General features: G+C 70.1%; 17 protein-coding genes and 1 pseudogene. 7 read left to right on the top strand and 11 right to left on the bottom strand.

Going from position 1 to position 20,236, the window contains the following annotated elements; all coding sequences use genetic code 11:
* Positions 1–130: 130 nt before the first annotated feature.
* Positions 131–1,873 carry an Hsp70 family protein gene (locus ACZ6JS_RS18160; RefSeq protein ID WP_469299025.1) on the bottom strand — a complete coding sequence of 581 codons (1,743 nt, stop codon included), beginning with the start codon at positions 1,871–1,873 and terminating at the stop codon, positions 131–133.
* Between the two features lie 314 nt (positions 1,874–2,187).
* Between ACZ6JS_RS18160 and ACZ6JS_RS18155 the strand changes: the two genes are divergently transcribed.
* Entirely contained in the window at positions 2,188–3,378 is a 1,191-nt protein-coding gene (locus ACZ6JS_RS18155; protein ID WP_469299023.1) for a GDSL-type esterase/lipase family protein, read from the top strand.
* Positions 3,379–3,428: 50 nt separating this feature from the next.
* On the top strand, positions 3,429–4,016 hold the full coding sequence (locus tag ACZ6JS_RS18150) for a 3'-5' exonuclease (RefSeq protein WP_469299021.1): 588 nt from the start codon (positions 3,429–3,431) through the stop codon (positions 4,014–4,016).
* 120 nt (positions 4,017–4,136) lie between these two features.
* Here ACZ6JS_RS18150 and ACZ6JS_RS18145 read toward each other — a convergent pair whose 3' ends face one another.
* From ACZ6JS_RS18145 to ACZ6JS_RS18115, 7 genes are all read right to left on the bottom strand, one after another.
* Positions 4,137–5,528: a nucleobase:cation symporter-2 family protein gene (locus ACZ6JS_RS18145; RefSeq protein WP_469299019.1), complete on the bottom strand. Its 1,392-nt coding sequence runs from the start codon at positions 5,526–5,528 to the stop codon at positions 4,137–4,139.
* Between the two features lie 312 nt (positions 5,529–5,840).
* Positions 5,841–7,241: an 8-oxoguanine deaminase gene (locus ACZ6JS_RS18140; protein WP_469299017.1), complete on the bottom strand. Its 1,401-nt coding sequence runs from the start codon at positions 7,239–7,241 to the stop codon at positions 5,841–5,843.
* A gap of 191 nt (positions 7,242–7,432) precedes the next feature.
* Complete coding sequence (gene pucL / locus ACZ6JS_RS18135; protein ID WP_469299016.1) at positions 7,433–8,356, bottom strand: factor-independent urate hydroxylase; 924 nt, start codon at positions 8,354–8,356, stop codon at positions 7,433–7,435.
* A 1-nt stretch (position 8,357) separates the two neighbouring features.
* A complete protein-coding gene (gene uraH, locus ACZ6JS_RS18130) occupies positions 8,358–8,762 on the bottom strand; it encodes a hydroxyisourate hydrolase (protein ID WP_469299015.1) in 405 nt (134 codons plus the stop codon).
* Between the two features lie 8 nt (positions 8,763–8,770).
* Entirely contained in the window at positions 8,771–9,277 is a 507-nt protein-coding gene (gene uraD, locus ACZ6JS_RS18125; protein WP_469299013.1) for a 2-oxo-4-hydroxy-4-carboxy-5-ureidoimidazoline decarboxylase, read from the bottom strand.
* Between the two features lie 154 nt (positions 9,278–9,431).
* A complete protein-coding gene (locus ACZ6JS_RS18120; protein WP_469299011.1) occupies positions 9,432–9,815 on the bottom strand; it encodes a helix-turn-helix domain-containing protein in 384 nt (127 codons plus the stop codon).
* Positions 9,812–10,063, bottom strand: coding sequence for a thiamine-binding protein (locus tag ACZ6JS_RS18115; RefSeq protein ID WP_381824159.1), 252 nt, complete (start codon positions 10,061–10,063; stop codon positions 9,812–9,814). Before ACZ6JS_RS18115 ends, ACZ6JS_RS18120 begins: the two co-directional genes overlap by 4 nt.
* A gap of 125 nt (positions 10,064–10,188) precedes the next feature.
* Here ACZ6JS_RS18115 and ACZ6JS_RS18110 point away from each other — a divergent pair, with 125 nt between their 5' ends.
* The 3 genes from ACZ6JS_RS18110 to ACZ6JS_RS18100 all read left to right on the top strand — a co-directional run bounded on the left by ACZ6JS_RS18110 (position 10,189) and on the right by ACZ6JS_RS18100 (position 13,677).
* A complete protein-coding gene (locus ACZ6JS_RS18110) occupies positions 10,189–11,022 on the top strand; it encodes a TIM barrel protein (RefSeq protein ID WP_469299009.1) in 834 nt (277 codons plus the stop codon).
* Between the two features lie 74 nt (positions 11,023–11,096).
* Positions 11,097–11,987: a 2-hydroxy-3-oxopropionate reductase gene (locus ACZ6JS_RS18105; protein WP_469299008.1), complete on the top strand. Its 891-nt coding sequence runs from the start codon at positions 11,097–11,099 to the stop codon at positions 11,985–11,987.
* A gap of 232 nt (positions 11,988–12,219) precedes the next feature.
* Positions 12,220–13,677 (top strand): catalase, encoded by a 1,458-nt coding sequence (locus ACZ6JS_RS18100; protein WP_030961149.1) that lies wholly within the window; start codon positions 12,220–12,222, stop codon positions 13,675–13,677.
* A 558-nt stretch (positions 13,678–14,235) separates the two neighbouring features.
* Here ACZ6JS_RS18100 and ACZ6JS_RS18095 read toward each other — a convergent pair.
* Positions 14,236–14,439 (bottom strand): annotated as a pseudogene (locus ACZ6JS_RS18095) (aminotransferase class I/II-fold pyridoxal phosphate-dependent enzyme); the annotation flags it as partial.
* Positions 14,440–14,791: 352 nt separating this feature from the next.
* Entirely contained in the window at positions 14,792–16,570 is a 1,779-nt protein-coding gene (gene gcl / locus ACZ6JS_RS18090; protein WP_469299397.1) for a glyoxylate carboligase, read from the bottom strand.
* Between the two features lie 275 nt (positions 16,571–16,845).
* On the opposite strand from gcl, the gene ACZ6JS_RS18085 reads away from it, so the two are divergent.
* Positions 16,846–17,733, top strand: coding sequence for a hypothetical protein (locus tag ACZ6JS_RS18085; protein WP_469299006.1), 888 nt, complete (start codon positions 16,846–16,848; stop codon positions 17,731–17,733).
* Positions 17,734–17,785: 52 nt separating this feature from the next.
* The gene (locus ACZ6JS_RS18080) at positions 17,786–18,274 is read left to right on the top strand and encodes a glutathione peroxidase (RefSeq protein ID WP_060177668.1); all 489 of its coding nucleotides are present in this window, start codon (positions 17,786–17,788) and stop codon (positions 18,272–18,274) included.
* Positions 18,275–18,454: 180 nt separating this feature from the next.
* Here ACZ6JS_RS18080 and ACZ6JS_RS18075 read toward each other — a convergent pair whose 3' ends face one another.
* On the bottom strand, positions 18,455–20,158 hold the full coding sequence (locus tag ACZ6JS_RS18075) for an AMP-binding protein (RefSeq protein WP_469299004.1): 1,704 nt from the start codon (positions 20,156–20,158) through the stop codon (positions 18,455–18,457).
* Between the last annotated feature and the right edge of the window lie 78 nt (positions 20,159–20,236).

The following is a 20,236-nucleotide window of genomic DNA, read 5'->3' as shown; positions in this document are numbered from 1 at the left end:
CCGGCACCGGGGGCGCCGGGGACGGCACGGGGGGTGTGCCGCCGGGCCACGGGCCCGGTGACGCGGGCAGTCCTCGGTCCGGTCGTCCTGGGCTCTCCATCGCGCGTACCTCTTTCCTGCTGCCTGCTGCCTACTGCTCGGGGACTCCGGCGAACTCGACGACCATTTCGCGGCGTTCTCCGGTGCGGGGGTTGACCGCGGCCACACCGATCTCGGTTCCGCCGAAGGTGAAGTACAGGTCCACCCCGCGGTCGTCCACCTCCTCCTCGCCGACGGACTCGGAGATGTCGACGACGACGGTTCCGAGACGCCGGGCGCCTGGCGTGTTGACCGTGAGGTCCTTCACCTCGGGTACGGCGTACAGCGCGACCTTCACCTCCGGCTGGTCGGTGGTGAGCGGGACGAGGGTGTAGGTCCGTTCGCTGCCGACCTGTACGGACTCCCCCATGAAGACGAGCGGGTCGAGGACGCCGTCGCGGAAGGCGCCCTGCCCCTTGACCTTGATGATGGTGAGCGCGCGTACGGCTTCCGACTCCCGGAAGACGGCGCCGAACCTGCGCCGCTCGGAGACCTCGACGGCGTAGGTGTTGGACGCGCGCCGTGAGTGCACGACCTCGGGGCGGCAGGCGTAGTGCACGGCGCCGCCGAGCACGGCGCGGGAGGGGTTCGGCGGGATCATCAGCTGGACCCCCGCCGGGAACTCCCCGTCGAGGTGCGCGCCGAGCCGGCTCTGCACGTAGTGGGACTGGGCGAAGCCGCCGACGAGGATCACGCGCAGGCCGTCGGCGGCGACGGCGGGGTCGGCGAGCAGCTCGCGGATCTGGGTGTCCACCAGCTTCACCAGGGGTTCGGTCGTGCCGTGGAACAGCCCCCGCATCACGTCGGGTTCGATGACGATGTGGTCGTCGACCCCCTGCTGTTCCGCGGCGAGGCGCTCCGTGCCGCCGTGGGGGTCGATGATCCGGCTGGCCTTCAGCGAGATCGGGATGCTGACCGGGCTGTCGCTGTCCCCGCGGAAGTGGGTCTTCATCCGTTCGAAGTCGTCCATCAGTTCCAGGAGCTGGGCCGGGGCCGCCTCCAGGGCCTTGAACGCCGCCTGCCCCAGGCGCGGGGCGAGCACCTGGACCTGGAAGCGGCGGTTGATGTAGTTCGAGCCGAGCTTGCCGCCGCAGGGGCGGCGCAGCTGCTCCAGAGTCCCGTCCGGCGTGCAGCGGTAGGCGGCGATGTCGACGGTGCCGCCCCCGCAGTCGACGACGAGGGTGGCCGTGGAGCCGAGGCCGCCGATTCCGGCGGCGCCGTCCTGGGCGCAGTAGACGGTCGCGGCCTCCGGTTCCGTGACGAGGATCAGCCGGTCGCGGTCGTCGGCGGGGAATCCGGCCAGACGTGCCGCGTCGCGCATGAGGTTGCGCTGCTCGGGCTCCCAGATGGCGGGAACGGTCAGGCACCAGCGGATGTCGGACTCCATGAAGCCGCCGCCGACGATCCGGTCGAGGGCGGCGCCGCGCAGGCGGCGCAGGTAGGCCGCGATCAGTGGTACGGCCTGTTCCGGAGTGCCGACGAGCCCGGCCCCGGGGCCCTGGGCGTCCTCCCGGCCCTCGGGGCTGAGCCACATCTTGAAGCCGTGTTCGAGCCGGCCGGGTTCGCCCGCGGCGCCGGCGCGCCGGGCGGCGTACCCCCAGTCGCGGTCCTCGCCGGCGGGGTCCAGGAAGAGGGCGGAGAGGTTCTTCGGGTAGGTCAGGGGCGCGTCGTCCCACTGGTCCGGATAGTCGATCTGGCGCTGGTCGGGCCCTTCCGCTCCGGCCGGGAGCACCGCCCAGGCGAACCCCGAGCCGTGCGTCCCGAAGTCGATGGCAGCCACAACCCTGTACTTCATGCGTGCCGTCCCCCTCGTCCTTCCCGGTGCCTGCGCCCGCCCGGAAGGCTGGTCGTTGTCACACAGGGTGCACGAGTTGCGGACCACCCGTCAGCTGTTCCGCGTGAATGGGGAGTTGACGGGCTCCGGAGCCGCTCGACCCGAACGACCGATCGGTTGTTACTGGTTCGTAACATGACTGTACCTAGCGGTAACAAGCGGCCCCGTGTCACCTTTCCGATGCCACCGGCCGGCGGTACCCCCACTTCCCAGCCACACCGAACGGCAACGCAGTCGTTGCCGCCTTCGGCGTGGCCGAGCGCAGGAGTTCCGCAGTGAACGGATTCCGCAACGTCAGCAAGGACCGGGACGCCAGTCGGGTGCGACGACTGGCCTGTGCCGCCGCGACCGTGCCGCTCGCCGCCGGCGCGCTGCTGGCCGGCGGCGCCGGGGCCGCCGCGGCGGCCCCCGGGACCGGGCCCACGGCCGTGGTGTCCGTGGGCGACAGCTACATCTCGGGCGAGGCCGGGCGCTGGAAGGGCAACAGCCTGACCAACACCGGGAACCGCAACGGCACCGACCGGGGCTGGGTCGGCGGCAGCACCTACGATCCCGCCAGGGTGTACGGGACCACGGCCGGCGGCTGCCACCGGTCGGACTCGGCCGAGGTGCGCAGCGCCGGGGCGATCGCCGACGTCGCGGTGAACCTGGCCTGTTCCGGCGCGACGTCCGACAACGTGTTCCGCGCGTCCAACGGCGGTGTGGCCTTCAGGGGAGAGGCCCCGCAGGCCGACCAGCTCGCCGCGGTGGCCGCGAGCCACGACGTCAAGGTGATCGCCCTGTCCGTCGGCGGCAACGACCTTGGCTTCGCCGACATCATCAAGAGCTGCGCGTACGACTTCATCATCTGGAACTCCTACTGCCACGACGACCAGCAGTACGCGGTCGACCAGAAGATCGACGCGGTCATGGGCAAGGTCGGCAAGTCCGTGGACGAGGTCCGGGCCGTCATGCGCACGGCCGGATACGCCGACTCCTCCTACCGGATCGTGCTCCAGTCCTACCCGTCACCGATCCCGCGCGGCGCGGAGAACCGGTACACCCAGAGCGACTGGAGCCGGCTCAACACGGGCGGCTGCCCCTTCTGGAACCGGGACTCGGACTGGGCCCGCGACTCGCTCGTGCCGCAGATCGCCGGTCGTCTCAAGGGCGTCGCAGCGGCCAAGGGCGTGCAGTTCCTGGACCTGCGGGACATGCTCCAGGGACGCGAGGTGTGCGCCAGGGCCAGCAAGCAGGTGTCCTCCACGGTACCGGCCTCGGGCGGGACCAGTGAGTGGGCGCGCTGGATCGACAACAACGAGTCCCAGGGCCTGATCCAGGAGTCCATGCACCCCAACCACTACGGCCAGCTGGCCGCCGGCCGGTGCCTGGCCCTGGCGGTGGCGCAGCCCGCGGGGTCCGCTTCCAGCTGCAAGAACACCGCGGGGAGCGATCACACGGGGATGTTCCTGACGCCGGCTCCGTAGCGGCGAAAACCGGATGGTCGACAGCGGTGCGGGCTGGCATGCTCTCGCGCATGGCAGCCCGCACCGCACGTCCCAGTCTCTACATCTCCGTCGACATCGAGGCCGACGGACCCATTCCCGGACCGTATTCGATGATCAGTTTCGGGGCCGCGGTCGCCGGCCGGCAGGAGGGGGACGCGTATACGGCCGCGGATCCGGAGAAGCGGACCTTCTACCGTGAGTTGCGGCCGATCAGTGACGCGTACGTGCCCGAGGCCCTGGCCGTCAGCGGGCTGGACCGCGACCGCCTGGTCCGGGAGGGCGCCCATCCGGCGGCGGCGATGGCCGAGTTCCGCGCCTGGGTGCGCAAGGTGTCCGCGGACGCCCAGCCGGTGATGTGCGGCTACCCGGCGTCCTTCGACTGGACGTTCCTGTATTGGTACCTGATGCGGTTCGGCGGGGACAGCCCCTTCGGCCACTCCGGATGCCTCGACATGAAGACCCTCTACGCGACGAAGGCGCGGGTGCCGCTGCGGGCCGCGGTCAAGGGGCGCATGCCCCGCGAACTGCTCTCCCGCCGGCGCCACACGCACCACGCACTCGACGACGCGATCGAGCAGGCGGAGCTGATGAGCAACCTGATGCTCTGGCGGCCCTGACCCGCGCGCCGTCACCGCACGTACGGGCGCACGGCGGTTCGCCCGTACCGGAGCGGCGGTGCGCCCGCCACACCCGCAGGGGGTGGCGCGCGCACCGTCCGTGCTCCTGCTCGGTGCCGGTCAGTGGACCGGCACCGGTTCGGGTGCGGCGCCCGAGGCAGCGCCCTTCCTGGCGCCGAGGTGGTTGAAGGCCAGGTTCAGCACGATGGCCACCACGCAGCCCGTGCTGATGCCGGAGTCGAGGACGACCAGCAGGTCCTTCGGGAAGGCGTGGTAGAACTCCGGTGCGGCGATCGGGATCAGGCCGATGCCGACGGAAGCGGCGACGATCAGGGCGTTCTCGCCCTTCTCCATGGCCGCGCCGGCCAGGGTCTGGATACCGCTGGCGGCCACCGAGCCGAAGAGGACGATGCCGGCGCCGCCGAGGACGGGCAGCGGGACCACCCCGATGACGGAGGCCGCCATCGGACACAGGCCCAGAAGGATCAGGATGCCGCCGCCCGCGGCGACGACGAAGCGGCTGCGCACCTTGGTCATGGCCACCAGGCCGATGTTCTGGGCGAAGGCGCTGCACATGAACCCGTTGAAGAGCGGGCTGACGGCACTGCCGAGGGTGTCGGCGCGCAGGCCTCCCGCGATGGCCTTCTCGTCCGCCGGCCGTCCGACGATCTTGCCCAGGGCGAGGATGTCGGCGGTGGACTCGGTCATGCAGACGAGCATGACGATGCACATCGAGACGATCGCGGCGACCTGGAAGTGCGGCGCGCCGAAGTGGAACGGGGTGGGGAAGCCCACCACCGAGGCGTTCCTGACGGCGTCGAAGCTGGTCATTCCCAGCGGAAGGGCGATCAGGGTGCCCGCGACGAGGCCGAGCAGGATGGAGATCTGCTGGAGGAAGCCGCGCAGGAACTTGCGCATGAGCAGGACGATCACCAGGGTGACGGCGGCCATGCCGATGTTCCTGACCGAGCCGTAGTCGGCGGCGGTGCGGTTGCCGCCCTGCGACCAGTTGAAGGCCACGGGCAGGAGCGAGACGCCGATCAGGGTGATGACGGTGCCCGTGACGACGGGCGGGAAGAAGCGGACGAGCTTGCCGAAGTAGGGGGCGGCGAGAAAGCCGATGGCCCCCGCGACGATGATCGCGCCGAAGATGACGGGCAGGGCGTCCGCGCCCTCCCCCTTCCCTATGGCGATCATCGGAGTCACACCGGCGAAGGAGACGCCGTTGACGAAGGGGAGTTTGGCGCCGACCTTCCAGAAACCGAGGGTCTGCAGGAGGGTGGCGAGCCCTGCGGTGAAGAGCGAGGCACCCATCAGGAAGGCGGTCTCGGTGGCGGAGAGGCCGACCGCGGGGCCGACGATCATGGGCGGGGCCACGACACCCGCGTACATCGCGGCCACGTGCTGCAGGCCGCTCGTGAACATCTTCAGCGGAGGGAGGGTCTCGTCGACCGGGTGCTTCTCCTCCGGTACTGCGACTGCGTCTTTGCGAAACCTGGGCGGCTGGGCCACGGCTTCCTCCGGTCGGGTAACACGTCGGCAGGGACGTGGGTGTCATGGAGGTGGTGCGAAAGCGGTGCGAGTCGAGCGCGCGTGTGAAGTTGTGGGTGGAGCCGGTGGAGGCGCTACTTGCCCCAAGGGGTGCAGAAACGATTCGCCCGATCGCCGCCTCCGCGATGTGCTGTGGCGCTGGTGGCACGAGTCACCGCTCCCGGGAGCGCCTTCGGATTACCTCGGGCGCCTCCCGGGAACGGCTGCCACGGACCCCGCTCGGGTCCGCGGCGGCCGGCCGGGGGCCGTCCCCCCCGGCCGGACTCCGGGGGATCAGGCCTGCGCGATCCGCGCGAGGCGCTGGGCCTCTTCCCGCGTGGACACCGCGATGGCGTCCTCGTCGGCGAAGAGCAGCCGGTTGTTCTCGACGATCTGCTTGCCGTTGACGAACGAGGCCGTCACCGGGGCGGCCGCACCGAAGACCAGAGCGGTCACCGGGTCGGCGATCGAGGAGTGCAGGAAGGTGTTCAGGTTCCACAGGACCAGGTCGGCGCACTTGCCGACCTCGAGCGAACCGATGTTGTCGGCACGGCCGAGGACCTGGGCGCCGCCGTAGGTGCCCAGGCGCAGGGCCTGGCGCGCGTTGAGGGCACGCTCGCGGTGGACCGGGTTCAGGCGGTTGATCAGCAGCGCGTTGCGCAGCTCGGTGTGCAGCTCACCGGACTCGTTGGAGGCGGTGCCGTCCACGCCGAGGCCGACCGGGACGCCGGCGGCGAGCATGTCCGGGACGCGGGCGATGCCGGCGGCCAGACGGGCGTTGGAGGACGGGCAGTGCGCGACACCGGTCCTGGTGCGGGCGAACGCGGCGATGTCGGAGTCGTTCATGTGGACGCTGTGCGCCATCCACACGTCCTCGCCGAGCCAGCCGGTCGACTCGAAGTAGTCGGTCGGGCCCATGCCGAAGAGCTCGTGGCAGAACTTCTCCTCCTCGACGGTCTCGCTGCCGTGCGTGTGCATGCGCACGCCGAGGCGGCGGGCCAGCTCGGCGCCCTGCTTGAGCAGTTCGGTGGAGACGGAGAAGGGGGAGCAGGGGGCGACGGCGACCTGGGTCATCGAGTCGAAGGACGCGTCGTGGAACTTCTTGACGGTCGCCTCGGTGTCGGCGAGCGCACCCTCGAGGGTCTCGACGGCGTGGTCCGGCGGCAGGCCGCCGTCCTTCTCGCTGCGGTCCATGGAGCCGCGGGCGAGGGTGAAGCGGACGCCCATCTCGGACGCCGCCCGGATGATCGAGCCGGACAGGTCGCCGGAGCCCTTGGGGAAGACGTAGTGGTGGTCCATCGCGGTGGTGACACCGCCCTTGGCCATCGCGGCGAGGGAGCCCTGCGCGGCCGTGTACGTCATCTGCTCGTCGATGCGCGCCCACGTCGGGTACAGCGCGACGAGCCAGTTGAAGAGGTTGTGGTCGGTGGCCAGGCCACGCGTGATCCACTGGTAGAAGTGGTGGTGCGTGTTGACCAGACCGGGGGTCACGAGGTGCCCGGTGCCGTCGATGCGGCGGACTACGTTGTCGAGGTTCTCGGGGGCCTTGCCCGCACCGATGAACTCGATCCTGTTGCCTGCCACGACGATGTGGCCCGAGGCGTACTCGGTGTCATGGGCGTCGACGGTCGCGATCGCACAGTTCTCGATGACGATGCGCGGGGCGGCGCTGTCATGGGCTGCCGATGCTGCCATGGGACTTCCTCGTGCTTTCAGTGGCGGTGCGGGCACGGCAGGACCCAGGGGATTTGAGTGCCGGAGCCGGGGCCTTGGCAGCTGACAGTACTGCCGCCCCATGTGGTGCGTCCGGGTGCCGATTCAGGAAGTTGGGTCGTGTCGCGCGGTCCCGGAGCCACTGCGGGGCCCCGGGACGCGCGTGCCGCGCTCTAGAGGTTGGTCATGTCCACCGGGATGCGCGCGTCGGCGCCGTCCCGCAGGATCGTGGCCTCGATCAGACCGTACGGACGGTCCGCGGCGAAGTACACCTCGTTGTCGTTCTTGAGGCCGAAGGGCTCGAGGTCGACGAGGAAGTGGTGCTTGTTCGGGAGCGAGAAGCGGACCTCGTCGATCTCCGAACGGTGGTTGATGATGCGCGAACCCATCTGGTAGAGGGTCTGCTGCAGCGAGAGGGAGTAGGTCTCCGCGAAGGCCTGCAGCATGTGCTTGCGGGTCTCGGCGTAGGACTTCTCCCAGTTGGGCATCCGCTGCTCGTCGTCCGACCAGTTGAAGCGCCAGCGGCTCGACACCTGGGTGGCCAGGATGCGGTCGTACGCCTCCTGCAGGGTCGTGTACTTGTCCTTCACGTATCCCCAGAACTCGGAGTTCGTGGAGTTCATGACGACCAGGTCCTTGAGGCCGGAGATGACCTCCCAGTTCCGGCCGTCGTACGTGATCTGGGTGACGCGGGTCTCCTGGCCCTGGCGGACGAAGGAGTGCTTGACCTCGTCGGCCCCGATGAACTTGGAGTTGGCGTCGGACGTGGCGATCCGGTCCCAGGCGTACTCCTCGATCCGGATGCGCGCGCGCTGGATCGGCTCCTGGCTGCCCACGAACCAGCGGGCCAGGTGGATGCCGAACTGCTCGGCGGACTCGATGCCGTACTCCTTGGCGAACGCGTACACCGTGTTCTTGGTGGTGTCCGTCGGCAGGACGTTGGCGTTCGAGCCGGAGTAGTGGACGTCGTCCATGTCGCCGGAGAGGGCGACCGAGACGTTCAGGTCCTTGATGTGGTGGGTGTCGCCGTCCCGCGTGATCTTGACGACGCGGTTCTCTGCCTTGCCGTACTGGTTCTGGCCCAGAATCGTGGCCATGCTAGCTCCCTCGGTAAACGGAGTAGCCGAACGGGTTGAGCAGCAGCGGTACGTGGTAGTGCTCGCCCGGGTTCACCGCGAACGTGATGGTGACCTCGGGGAAGAACGTAGCGCTGTCCCTTACGCGGGGGGCGTCCTGCTGCGCCTCGGCTTGCTTCTTTGCGCTGTGCTTGTTCGAAAAGTACGTCTCGGTCTCGAAGTCGAGACGTACGTGGGTGGTGCCCTCCGGCAGCGCCGGCAGGTCCTTGCAGCGCCCGTCCGCATCGGTGGCGGATCCGCCCAGGGCCGACCACTCGCCGTCGAGTCCCGTGCGGGCCGACAGGGAGATGGCGACGCCCTCGGCGGGCCTGCCGATGCTGGTGTCCAGGATGTGCGTGGACACCGACGCGGTGGTCTCGGTGCTCATGGTCGGACTCACTCTCCTTCTACGAGGCGGGTCAGGCGGATCCGGTTGATCTTGACGAGCTCGCCGCGGGCGATTTCCCGCTCCTGCTCCGGCGAGTTGCCGATCCGGACCCTGACCGAGTCCCGCATGAACTCACCGGTCGCACCGGTGGCGCAGATGAGGAAGACGTGGCCGAACTTCTCCTGGTAGGCCAGGTTCAGTTCGAGGAGCTCGTTCTTCAGCTCCTCGGAGGCACCGGCCATGCCGCGCTGCTCGCGGGCGGAGGTCGGGTCTCCGGGCTTCGGCCGGCCGATCGGCGCGTGACCGCCCATCGCCTCGGCGAGGTCCTCCGCGGTGAGCTCCGCCATGGCGGCCTCGTTCGCGGCGAACAGGGACTCGGCGGTGGCGAAGGGGCGCCGGGCGAGCATCCTGCTCCCCCACGCCGAGCTGGCGCACACCTCGTGCAGCTCGGCCGCGGCCGCACTGTCGTCCAAGGTGTTGATCCGGGTGAGACCCGGGGTCGGACTCGAAGTCACGGTAGGCCTCCGTGGCCTGTTGTTGCTTTGACGGGCTGCGCATAGCTAACGCTCTCCACAACACGGCGTCAACACTTTGTTGAAACTTCCCGTACACAAAAGCCGCCGCCCGGGTGAATTGGGCGGCGGCTCGTCACCGTGAGTAAGAATCCGTTCACGCTTGGCTGTTCTTGTTGGGGTTTTCCCTGTTCAAGTAGTTGTAGACCGTGAAGCGGCTCACGCCCAGCGCGCCCGCGACCGTTTCCACGCCGTGCCGCACGGAGAAGGCGCCCCGCGCCTCCAGTATCCGCACGACGTCCTGCTTGGACTTCCGGTCGAGCTGGGACAACGGTACGCCGTGCCGGCGCTCCAGCGCGGCCAGGATGTGGTCCAGCGAGTCCGAGAGCTGGGGCAGGCGCACGGCGAGCAGCTCCCGGCCCTCCCAGGTGAGCACGACGTCGTCGGGCGTGGCCAGGGCAGGGTCCATCAGCTCGCCGCCCATGGCGTCCACGAGCGGCTTGACCGCCGTGATGAACGGGTGGTCGCGGGGCTCGGTCATGGCGTCTCCTCGCCGATCACGTTGACCTGGAGGGTGACGCGCGTGGCCCCGGCCTCCAGGGAGTCGCGCAGCAGCGCACTCACGGCGGACAGCACCCGGTCGGCCTCACCCTCCGCGGTGTTGCCGAAGGGGCCGACGTCCACCGCCTCCAGCTGGGCCTTCTGGATGACCTCGCGGGCCGCCACGGCATGGTCGGGGGCCTCTTCGAGGTCGAAGGGCTCGGTCGTGAACTCCACTCTCAATCGCACGCCGTCAAGCTACCGCGCGGTCTCGATTTTTCGTCAGTCCGCACTTGACATCCGCGCGGAAGCCCATGCAATCTTCCATCAGACAGAAAATAACTTCCGCAATACGGAAGGAGCGCACACCCCTCATGGGATACACGGACCAGCGCTTCGATGTGAACCTGTCGATCCTCTTCACGGAACTCCCGCTCCTGGAGCGCCCCGCGGCCGCCGCCGCGGCGGGCTTCACGGCGGTCGAGCTGTGGTGGCCCTGGATCGAGACCCCCACCCCCGCACAGGAGGAGCTCGACGCCCTCAGGAAAGCTCTTGAGGACGCCGGCACCCAGCTGGTGGGCCTGAACTTCTACGCCGGCCGGCTGCCGGGACCGGACCGCGGTGCGGTCTCGGTTCCCGGTGAGGAGTCGGAGCGTTTCAACGCCAACATCAACGTGGCCGCCGACTTCGCGGCCTCGGTCGGCTGCAAGGCGCTGAACGCCCTGTACGGCAACCGCGTCGAAGGCGTGGACCCGGCCGTCCAGGACGAGCTGGCGCTGAAGAACCTGGTCGTGGCGGCCCAGGCCGCGGACCGCGTCGGCGCGATCCTCCTGATCGAGACCCTCAACAAGCCCGAGTCGCCGCTCTACCCGCTGGTGAGCGCCCCGGCCGCCGTCGAGGTGGTGGACAGGGTGAACGAGGCCACCGGCCTCGGCAACGCCAAGTTCCTGCTCGACCTGTACCACCTGGCGATGAACGATGAGGACCTCTCCGAGGTCATCGAAAAGTACGCCGCCAAGACCGGGCACGTCCAGATCGCGGACAAGCCCGGCCGAGGTGCCCCCGGCACCGGCGAGCTGCCCCTCGAGGAGCTGCTCGACCAGCTGAAGAAGGCCGGGTACGAGGGCTACGTGGGCCTCGAGTACAAGGCCGCCGACGCTGCCGCCTCCTTCGCCTGGCTGCCGGCCGAGGCCCGCGCCGCCAAGTAGAGGACGAAGTCCGGGCGATCAGCCAGAGACCTCACGCACTTTTCGTACGAAGCATTAAGAGAAGGACCCTCATCATGAGCAACCTCCCCAAGATCGCCTGGATCGGTCTCGGAATCATGGGCTCCCCCATGGCCGAGAACCTGCTGAAGGCCGGCTACTCGGTCACCGGCTTCACCCTGGAGCAGGACAAGCTGGACCGCCTGGCGGCCGCCGGCGGCACCGCGGCCGGCTCGATCGCCGAGGCCGTCGAGGACGCCGACGTGATCATCACGATGGTCCCCGCCTCCCCGCAGGTCGAGGCCATCAACTACGGCCCCGAGGGCATCCTCGAGAACGCGAAGTCCGGCGCGCTGATCGTCGACATGTCGTCGATCACCCCGCAGACCTCCGTGGACCTGGCGAAGAACGCCGCCGAGAAGGGCATCCGCGTCATCGACGCCCCGGTGTCCGGCGGCGAGGCCGGCGCCATCGAGGCCGTCCTGTCGATCATGGTGGGTGGCGAGCAGGCCGACTTCGACGCGGCCCTCCCGATCCTCGAGGCCCTCGGCAAGACCATCGTCCTGTGCGGCCCGCACGGCTCCGGCCAGACGGTGAAGGCCGCCAACCAGCTCATCGTCGCGGTGAACATCCAGGCGTGCGCCGAGGCCGTCGTCTTCCTCGAGAAGTCGGGCGTGGACCTCCGGGCCGCCCTCGACGTGCTCAACGGCGGTCTGGCCGGCTCCACGGTCCTGACCCGCAAGAAGGACAACTTCCTGAACCGCGACTTCAAGCCCGGCTTCCGGATCGACCTGCACCACAAGGACATGGGCATCGTCACCGACGCCGCCCGCAACGTCGGTGCGGCCCTCCCGGTCGGCGCGGTCGTCGCCCAGCTGGTCGCCTCGCTGCGCGCCCAGGGTGACGGCGGCCTGGACCACTCGGCCCTGCTGCGCGCCGTCGAGCGCCTCTCCGGCGCCCAGGTCTGAGGCCCCCGGGCCCCACGGGGCCCGAACCGCCCCCTCACGCAGGGGGCACCGAGTCTCCGGATGGTGCCGGTGCTGACACCTGTCCTGTCGCGCCCAAGCGCCGGCACCGTCCGGTCATCTCTCCCCACAACTTCGTTCAACAAACTGTTGACGTTTAGTTCTCGCCGAATTTAGGCTGTTCCGCATGACGGAAGACGCTTTCCGTCAGCAGTTACCCGTACGGAAGGTCACCATGTCGAAGCGCACGCTGACGACCGAGTCCGGCGCCCCGGTCGCCGACAATCAGAACTCCGCCACCGCCGGCGTCGGTGGCCCGCTCCTGATCCAGGACCAGCAGCTCCTTGAGAAGCTCGCCCGCTTCAACCGTGAGCGCATCCCGGAGCGTGTGGTGCACGCCCGCGGCTCGGCCGCGTACGGCTACTTCGAGGTGACCGACGACGTCACCGCGTACACCAGCGCCGCATTCCTGAACACGGTCGGCAAGAAGACCGAGACCTTCCTGCGGTTCTCCACCGTCGCCGACTCCCTCGGCGGCGCGGACGCGGTGCGCGACCCCCGCGGCTTCGCCCTGAAGTTCTACACCGAAGAGGGCAACTACGACCTCGTCGGCAACAACACCCCGGTGTTCTTCATCAAGGACCCGATCAAGTTCCCCGACTTCATCCACTCCCAGAAGCGCGACCCCTTCACGGGCAAGCAGGAGCCGGACAACGTCTGGGACTTCTGGGCGCACGCCCCCGAGGCAACGCACCAGATCACCTGGCTGATGGGTGACCGCGGCATCCCGGCGTCGTACCGTCACATGAACGGCTACGGCTCCCACACCTACCAGTGGACGAACGAGCAGGGCGAGGCCTTCTTCGTCAAGTACCACTTCAAGACGAACCAGGGCATCCGCTGCCTCTCCAGCGAGCAGGCCGCCGAGCTCGTCGGCAAGGACGCGAACTCGCACCAGACCGACCTTCTCCAGGCGATCGAGCGCGGCGTGAACCCGAGCTGGACCCTGTACGTCCAGATCATGCCGGCCGCCGAGGCCGCGGACTACCGCTTCAACCCGTTCGACCTCACCAAGGTGTGGCCGCACGCCGACTACCCGCTGCAGCGCGTGGGCCGCCTGGTCCTCGACCGCAACCCGGACAACGTCTTCGCCGAGGTCGAGCAGTCCGCCTTCTCCCCGAACAACTTCGTCCCGGGCATCACCGCCTCGCCGGACAAGATGCTCCAGGGCCGCCTGTTCGCCTACGCGGACGCCCAGCGCTACCGCCTCGGGGTGAACCACACCCAGCTGCCGGTCAACGCCCCGAAGGCGACGAAGGCGGACAACTACGGCCGCGACGGCGTGATGGCGCTGCGCAACGGCTCGCGCCACGACAAGAACTACGAGCCCAACTCGTACCAGGGCCCGGCGGAAACCGGTCTGGCGCTCGGTGCCCCGAAGGCCGTCTCCGGCTACACGGGCACCCACGAGGCCCCGGCCCACACGAAGGACGACGACTTCTTCCAGGCCGGTGAGCTCTACCGCCTGATGTCGGAGGCCGAGAAGCAGCGTCTGGTGGCGAACATCGCCGGCGGCCTGTCGCAGGTCACCCTCGAGGACGTCATCGAGAAGAACCTGGCTCACTTCCACGCCGCCGACGCCGACTACGGCCGTCGCGTCGAGGAGGCCGTGCGCGCCCTGCGCGACGCCTGAGCCGATATGGATGTACCGGGGGCCTGACGGGAGGTCAGGCCCCGGGTGCTGAGCCCGACCCGTGGACCCGGATGAGGGGTGGTACGCGGCGAGGGCAGGACGAGGACCGTGGCAGGCGTGCGAGCCAGTGCGGTGGTAATGGGTTCCGAGGCCCGTCTCTTGACCTGAGGGAGACGGTGCCGGAGTTCTCGTCGCCCGCCCGCCACGGTCCCAGCCACTCCTCTTCTTACAGGGGCCGCGCACAGAGCCCCCTGCGGTAAGAGGAGACCTCCTCCCCACACACTCCGCCCGGCGGTGCGAACGTCCTGTCGCGCCAGCCTCGCACCGTCGGGCGGTAACAACCAGAGCGCCGAGTCACGGACGGTCCCGTGACTCGGCGCTTTGTCGTGCCGCCCTCACCGGCCCGCCGGCCTCACCGGGAGGTCGTCGCCCGGTCGGTGGCCGGCGCCGCGCGGTCGAACGCGAGCCTTCCGAGGAAGGACTGCCCTCCTCCCAGGAGGAGCAGGCGGGCCGGCGGGGCCGGGAGAATCGTCGACGCTGCGCCGGCAGCGTCCCGTGGACCCGCGCTCCGACCCGTCCCATCAGCTCGTCCTCGGCGCGCTGCGAGGCCACCGCCGCGTCCTGCGCGAGCTGGCTGACACCGAAAGGAACCGCCGTCTTGCGCAGCGCCGCGGCCATCCCCTCGTGCGCAACCGCGAAGCCGAGCCGCAGGCCGGCGAGGCCGTACGCCGTGGAGGACGTACGCAGGACGGGCGACGTGGGGGGCGCCACGACCTCGGCCAGCGCCGCTTCAAGGCCCACCCCAGCCGAGTCGATCCGGCCGGCCAGGCGGGTCCCGGCGGTGGCGACCACGGCCGCCTCTGGATGCCTGCGCCGCTGCGGCCATCCCGCCTTTGCCGGCCCCGCGGGAGCGGCAGTGCCCCGGCCGGTGTCCTGCGTCGCGGCGGCTCCGCAGCGGGCGGCGAGGGCCGACGCCCGTGAAGGCGCCCCGGACGGACGCGGGCGCGGCGTCCCCGGCGGCCCGGACGGGCGCCGTCCGTGGCAGGGCGGAACGCGGAGCGACCCCCGCCCTCCTCACGGAGGTACGGGGGTCGCCTACGGCCGGAGCCGGGGATCAGACCTGCAGGGCCTTGATCGCGGTGGGAGCGTGACCGGGCTCGGTCGCGAGCTCCTCGAACTCGGTGACGTCGCTCATGTCGACGGTCTTGCTCATCGAGATGTTGGTGACGCGCTCCAGGATGGCCTCGACGACGACCGGGACCTGGAACTCCTGGGCCAGCTTCTTGGCCTGCTCGAAGGCGGCGCCCAGCTCGTTCGGGTCGGTGACGCGGATGGCCTTGACGCCCAGGCCCTCGGCGACCTTGACGTGGTCGACGCCGTAGACGCCGATCTCCGGGGTGTTGATGTTCTCGAATTCGAGGTTGACCTCGAAGTTGATGCCGAGGCCCCCCTGCGCCTGACGGATCAGCCCCAGGTAGGCGTTGTTCACGAGGACATGGACGTAGGGGACCTTGTGCTGGGCGGCGACCGCCAGCTCCTCGATCATGAACTGGAAGTCGTAGTCGCCCGAGAGCGCGACGATCGGGGTCTCCGGGTCCGCGGTGGCGGCACCGATGGCGGCCGGGATGGTCCAGCCGAGCGGGCCGGCCTGGCCGCAGTTGATCCAGTGGCGCGGCTTGTAGACGTGCAGCATCTGCGCGCCGGCGATCTGGGAGAGGCCGATGGTGGTGACGTAGCGGGTCTCGGGACCGAACGCCTTGTTCATCTCCTCGTAGACGCGCTGCGGCTTCATGGGGATGTTGTCGAAGTGCGTGCGGCGCTGGAGGGTGGCCTTGCGCTCCTGGGCGGAGGCGGCCCAGGCGGAGAAGTCCGGCAGCCTGCCCTGGGCCTTGAGCTCCTTGGCGACCTCGATGAAGAGCTCCAGCGCGGCCTTGGCGTCGGAGGCGATGCCGAAGTCCGGGGCGAAGATCTTGCCGATCTGGGTGGGCTCGATGTCGACGTGGACGAACTTGCGGTCGCCCAGGTACGCGTCCAGGTTGTAACCGGTGTGGCGGTTGGCCCAGCGGTTGCCGATGCCGATGACGACGTCCGACTCCAGGAAGGTCGCGTTGCCGTAGCGGTGCGAGGTCTGGACGCCGACCATGCCGGCCGCCAGTTCGTGGTCGTCCGGGATGACGCCCCAGCCCATGAGGGTGGAGATGACCGGAATGTTGGTCAGTTCCGCGAACTCGACCAGCAGGTCGGAAGCGTCGGCGTTGATGATGCCGCCGCCGGCGACGATCAGCGGACGCTCGGACTCCAGCAGGAAGCCCAGGGCCTTCTCGGCCTGGGCGCGGTTGGCCTGCGGCTTGTAGACCGGCAGCGGCTGGTAGGTCGCCGGGTCGAACTCGATCTCGGTCAGCTGGACGTCGATCGGCAGGTCGATGAGGACCGGGCCGGGGCGGCCGGAGCGCATGAGGTGGAACGCCTGCTGGAAGACGCCGGGGACCTGCGCGGCCTCCAGGACCGTCGTGGCCGCCTTGGTGACGGGCTTGGCGATCGAGGCGATGTCGACGGCCTGGAAGTCCTCCTTGTGGAGCTTCGAGACCGGAGCCTGACCGGTGATGCACAGGATCGGGATGGAGTCGGCGATGGCGGAGTACAGGCCGGTGATCATGTCGGTGCCGGCCGGGCCCGAGGTACCGATGCAGACGCCGATGTTGCCCGCCTTGGCGCGCGTGTACCCCTCGGCCATGTGCGAGGCGCCCTCGACGTGGCGGGCGAGCGTGTGGTTGATGCCGCCCACGTTCTTCAGCTCGCGGTAGAAGGGGTTGATCGCAGCACCGGGGACACCGAACGCTTGTTCGACACCCTCGAGCTTGAGGATCTCAACTGCAGCAGCGGCGGCTGTCATACGAGGCATCAGGTTCTCCTGCGGGTCTGGCGGTCAGGCTTTTCCGTCATCCGGAAGTTTTGTTCTGCTATACGGAACAAGCTAAGCGGCGTCTTCTTCGGCGTCAAGGCGGTAAGGAACCCCGGAAGCCACCAAAAGCCGCATCTCGCGCGACGACTTGTACAAATCACCGATCCGACGGCGGGAACGGGGCGGAAAAGGCGCGGACGCTCGCCCGGGGGGCCGCCGGTGGTGGAGCATGGACCCACGCACGGCGACGGAGGGGGTCAGGTGTCATGGCGGAAGCGGTACCGGTGCGCTGCCCGGCATGCCTGCGCGAGAACGGCTATACCGCGCCGGTCTTCCCCTGCGCCTGCGGGAGCCCGGTCAATCCCCCGCTGGACCTGTCCGCGCCACCGCTGCTGCTGACCCATCGCACCTGGTCGGACAGTTGGGTGACGGTGCGCTGCACGGCGTGCGGCCGGGAGAGCGAGTGGCCGCATCCCGAGCTGGGCTGCGGATCGTGCGGCACGGTGGTGCGCCTTCCGGTGCACCCTCTGGAGCGGCCGGAGGCCGGTGCGGGGACCAGCTCCACGGCGGGCTCCGGATCCACCACGGACCCCACGGCTCCGGGCTCCACGGCGCCGGGCCCTGCGGCTCCTGGCACAGCGGTGACGGGTCGTGCGGCGCCCCCGCCGGATCCGCTCGGCGAGGTCGTCGGCGGGACCGCGGCCGGCGGCCCGGCGGCCCGCCCCGGGCCGGACCCGGCGCACCTGCCGTTGTCGGCGGCGGTGCCCCGGCCCGCGTTCCGGCCGGTGACCATCCGTACGGCCCGGGACGCGGTGGCCACCGCCGCGCTGTACCTGCGCTGGCTCGGCTTCCAGGACGTACGGCAGCCCGACGGGCGCCCCATCCCCTCGGCGGCGGTGGACCTGCGGGCTCCGGGGCTGGTGGCCCAGGTGGACCCGACCACCGCGCCGGCCGGGCTGCGGGCGGTGGAGTGCGTCTGGCTGAACGGGCTCACTGCTTCCGCGACCAGCGTCTACTTCTCGCTCGCCGGGTACACGGCGGACGCCCGCAGCCGTGCGGACGACCTCGGGATACCGCTGTTCGTCATGGACCTCACCGGGATGCCGCAGCCGGTCAACGACCCGGCGGACGCGCTGGTCGGATCCGGCGCGTAGCGGCCACCCCTTAGGCTCGGGACGTTACCCGCCGACTGTCGAGGAGAGTCCCGTGAGCCTGTACGACATCCCGCTGACCACCCTGTCCGACGAGCCCACCAGCCTGGCCGCGCACAAGGGCAAGGCGATCCTCCTGGTGAACACCGCGTCGCAGTGCGGCCTCACCCCCCAGTACTCGGGACTGGCCCGCCTGCAGTTCAAGTACGAGGAGAAGGGCTTCACGGTCATCGGCGTGCCCTGCAACCAGTTCGGCGGGCAGGAGCCCGGCAATGCCGAGGACATCCAGACCTTCTGCGCGGCCGGTTTCGGCGTCACCTTCCCGATGCTGGAGAAGTCCGAGGTCAACGGCGAGAACCGGCACCCGCTCTACCAGGAGCTGGTGAAGACCCCCGACGCGGACGGCGAGGCGGGGGACATCCAGTGGAACTTCGAGAAGTTCCTGATCTCCCCCGCCGGTGAGGTCGTGGCGCGCTTCCGCCCGCGTACCGAGCCGGAGGCCGCCGAGGTCATCGCCGCGATCGAGGCACACCTGCCGGCGTAGGCGCGTACGCAGGCACGCGCGCAGGCGCTTGCACGTGCAGGGCGCCCGCGCAGGGCCCGGGGGCGCCGCACCGCCCCGCCGCCCGACCGGTCCACCGCCCCGCCGCCCGACGGGTCAGGTCCCCCGCCCCACAGGTCCATCGCCCCGCCGCCCGACGGCTGCCGGCCGCCGGGGTCCGGCTCAGCCCAGGTCCGCCTCGCGGTACTCCGCCGCCGAGCCTGCCGCCGTGAGGTCCCGCAGCTCCACCCGCCGGATCTTGCCGGACACGGTCTTCGGCAGTTCGCCGAACTCGATGCACCGGATCCTCTTGTACGGGGACAGCACGGCGCGGGAGTGCTCGAACAGCACCCGGGCGGTCTCCGGGCCGGGCTCCCACCCGCCCGCGAGGGTGACGTAGGCCTTGGGGACCGCCAGCCGCAGCTCGTCCGGGGCGGGGACGACGGCGGCCTCGGCGACCGCCTCGTGCTCCAGCAGGGCGCTCTCCAGCTCGAACGGGCTGATCTTGTAGTCGGAGGCCTTGAAGACGTCGTCGGAGCGCCCGACGTAGGTGAGGTACCCGTCGGCGTCGCGGGCGGCGATGTCGCCGGTCCGGTAGAGCCCGTCCGCCATGGCCTCGGCGGTGCGCTCGGGGTCGTCCCGGTAGCCGGTCATCACGCCGGCGGGCCGTACGCGCAGGTCCACGCACAGTTCGCCCTCGTCCGGGGACTCCTTGCCGGTGACCGGGTCCAGCAGGACGATCTCGTAGCCGGGCGCCGGACGGCCCATGGAGCCGGGCTTGACGGGGACCCCGGGGAAGTTGCCGACCTGGAGGGTGGTCTCGGTCTGGCCGAAGCCGTCGCGGATGGTGATGCCCCAGGCCTCGCGCACCTTCTCGATGACCTCGGGGTTGAGCGGCTCGCCGGCGGCGACGGCCTCCCGCGGGGGCCTGGCCAGCCGGGTGAGGTCGGACTGGATCAGCATCCGCCACACAGTGGGCGGGGCGCAGAAGGTGGTCACGCCGTGCCGGTCCATCTCCGCCATCAGGCGTTCGGGGTCGAAGCGGGTGTAGTTGTGGACGAGGACGGTCGCGCCGGCGTTCCAGGGGGCGAAGAGGTTGGACCAGGCGTGCTTGGCCCAGCCGGGCGAGGCGATGTTGAGGTGCACGTCGCCGGGGCGCAGTCCGAGCCAGTACATGGTGGAGAGGTGCCCGATGGGGTACGAGGCGTGGGTGTGTTCGACGAGCTTGGGGCGGTCGGTGGTGCCGGAGGTGAAGTAGAGCATCAGGGGGTCGGCGGCGAGGGTCTCCCCATCGGGGACGAACCCGCCCCCGGCGTCCGCTGCGTCGGCCGCGATGAGCCGCAGCCAACCCGCGGGGACCTGGTCCTCGCCGCCGGCGGCGATCCGGGTGTAGCCGCCCGGGACCTCGTCGAACTTGGCCGTGTCCTCGGCGCGGGCGACGACGTGCCGCACGTGGCCGCGCTCGACCCGGTCGCGCAGGTCGGCCGGGCCGAGAAGCGGGGTCGCGGGGATGACGACGGCGCGCAGCTTCATCGCGCCGAGCATCACCTCCCACAGCTCGCGCTGGTTGCCGAGCATGACGAGGATCCGGTCGCCGGGCGCGACGCCCCGGGCGCGCAGCCAGTCGGCGGTCGCGTCGGACCGGGCGGCGAGCCGGGCGAAGGAGAGGGCCTCGACGGAGCCGTCCTCCTCGACGATGCGCAGGGCGTCGGCGTCGTTGCCGGCGGCGATGTGGTCGAACCAGTCGAGGGCCCAGTTGAAGCGGTGGGGGCGGGGCCAGGTGAATCCGGTGTGGGCGGCTTCGTAGTCGCCGCGTCGCTCCAGCAGGAAGTCCCGCGCGGCGAGGAACTGGGCAACGGCGCTGTTCCGGGCACTTTCGGTCGTCATGGCAGGTATCGTGCCGCCTCCGGTGTACGGACCACCAGGGCGGCGTCAGCCGTGAGTTGACCGTTTGCTGCGCCTCGG

It is taken from the genome of Streptomyces sp. NPDC046349 (genome assembly GCF_055587885.1).
The sequence above is the reverse complement of the archived record's forward strand: the minus strand, read 5'-3'. Positions and strand labels throughout refer to the sequence as shown.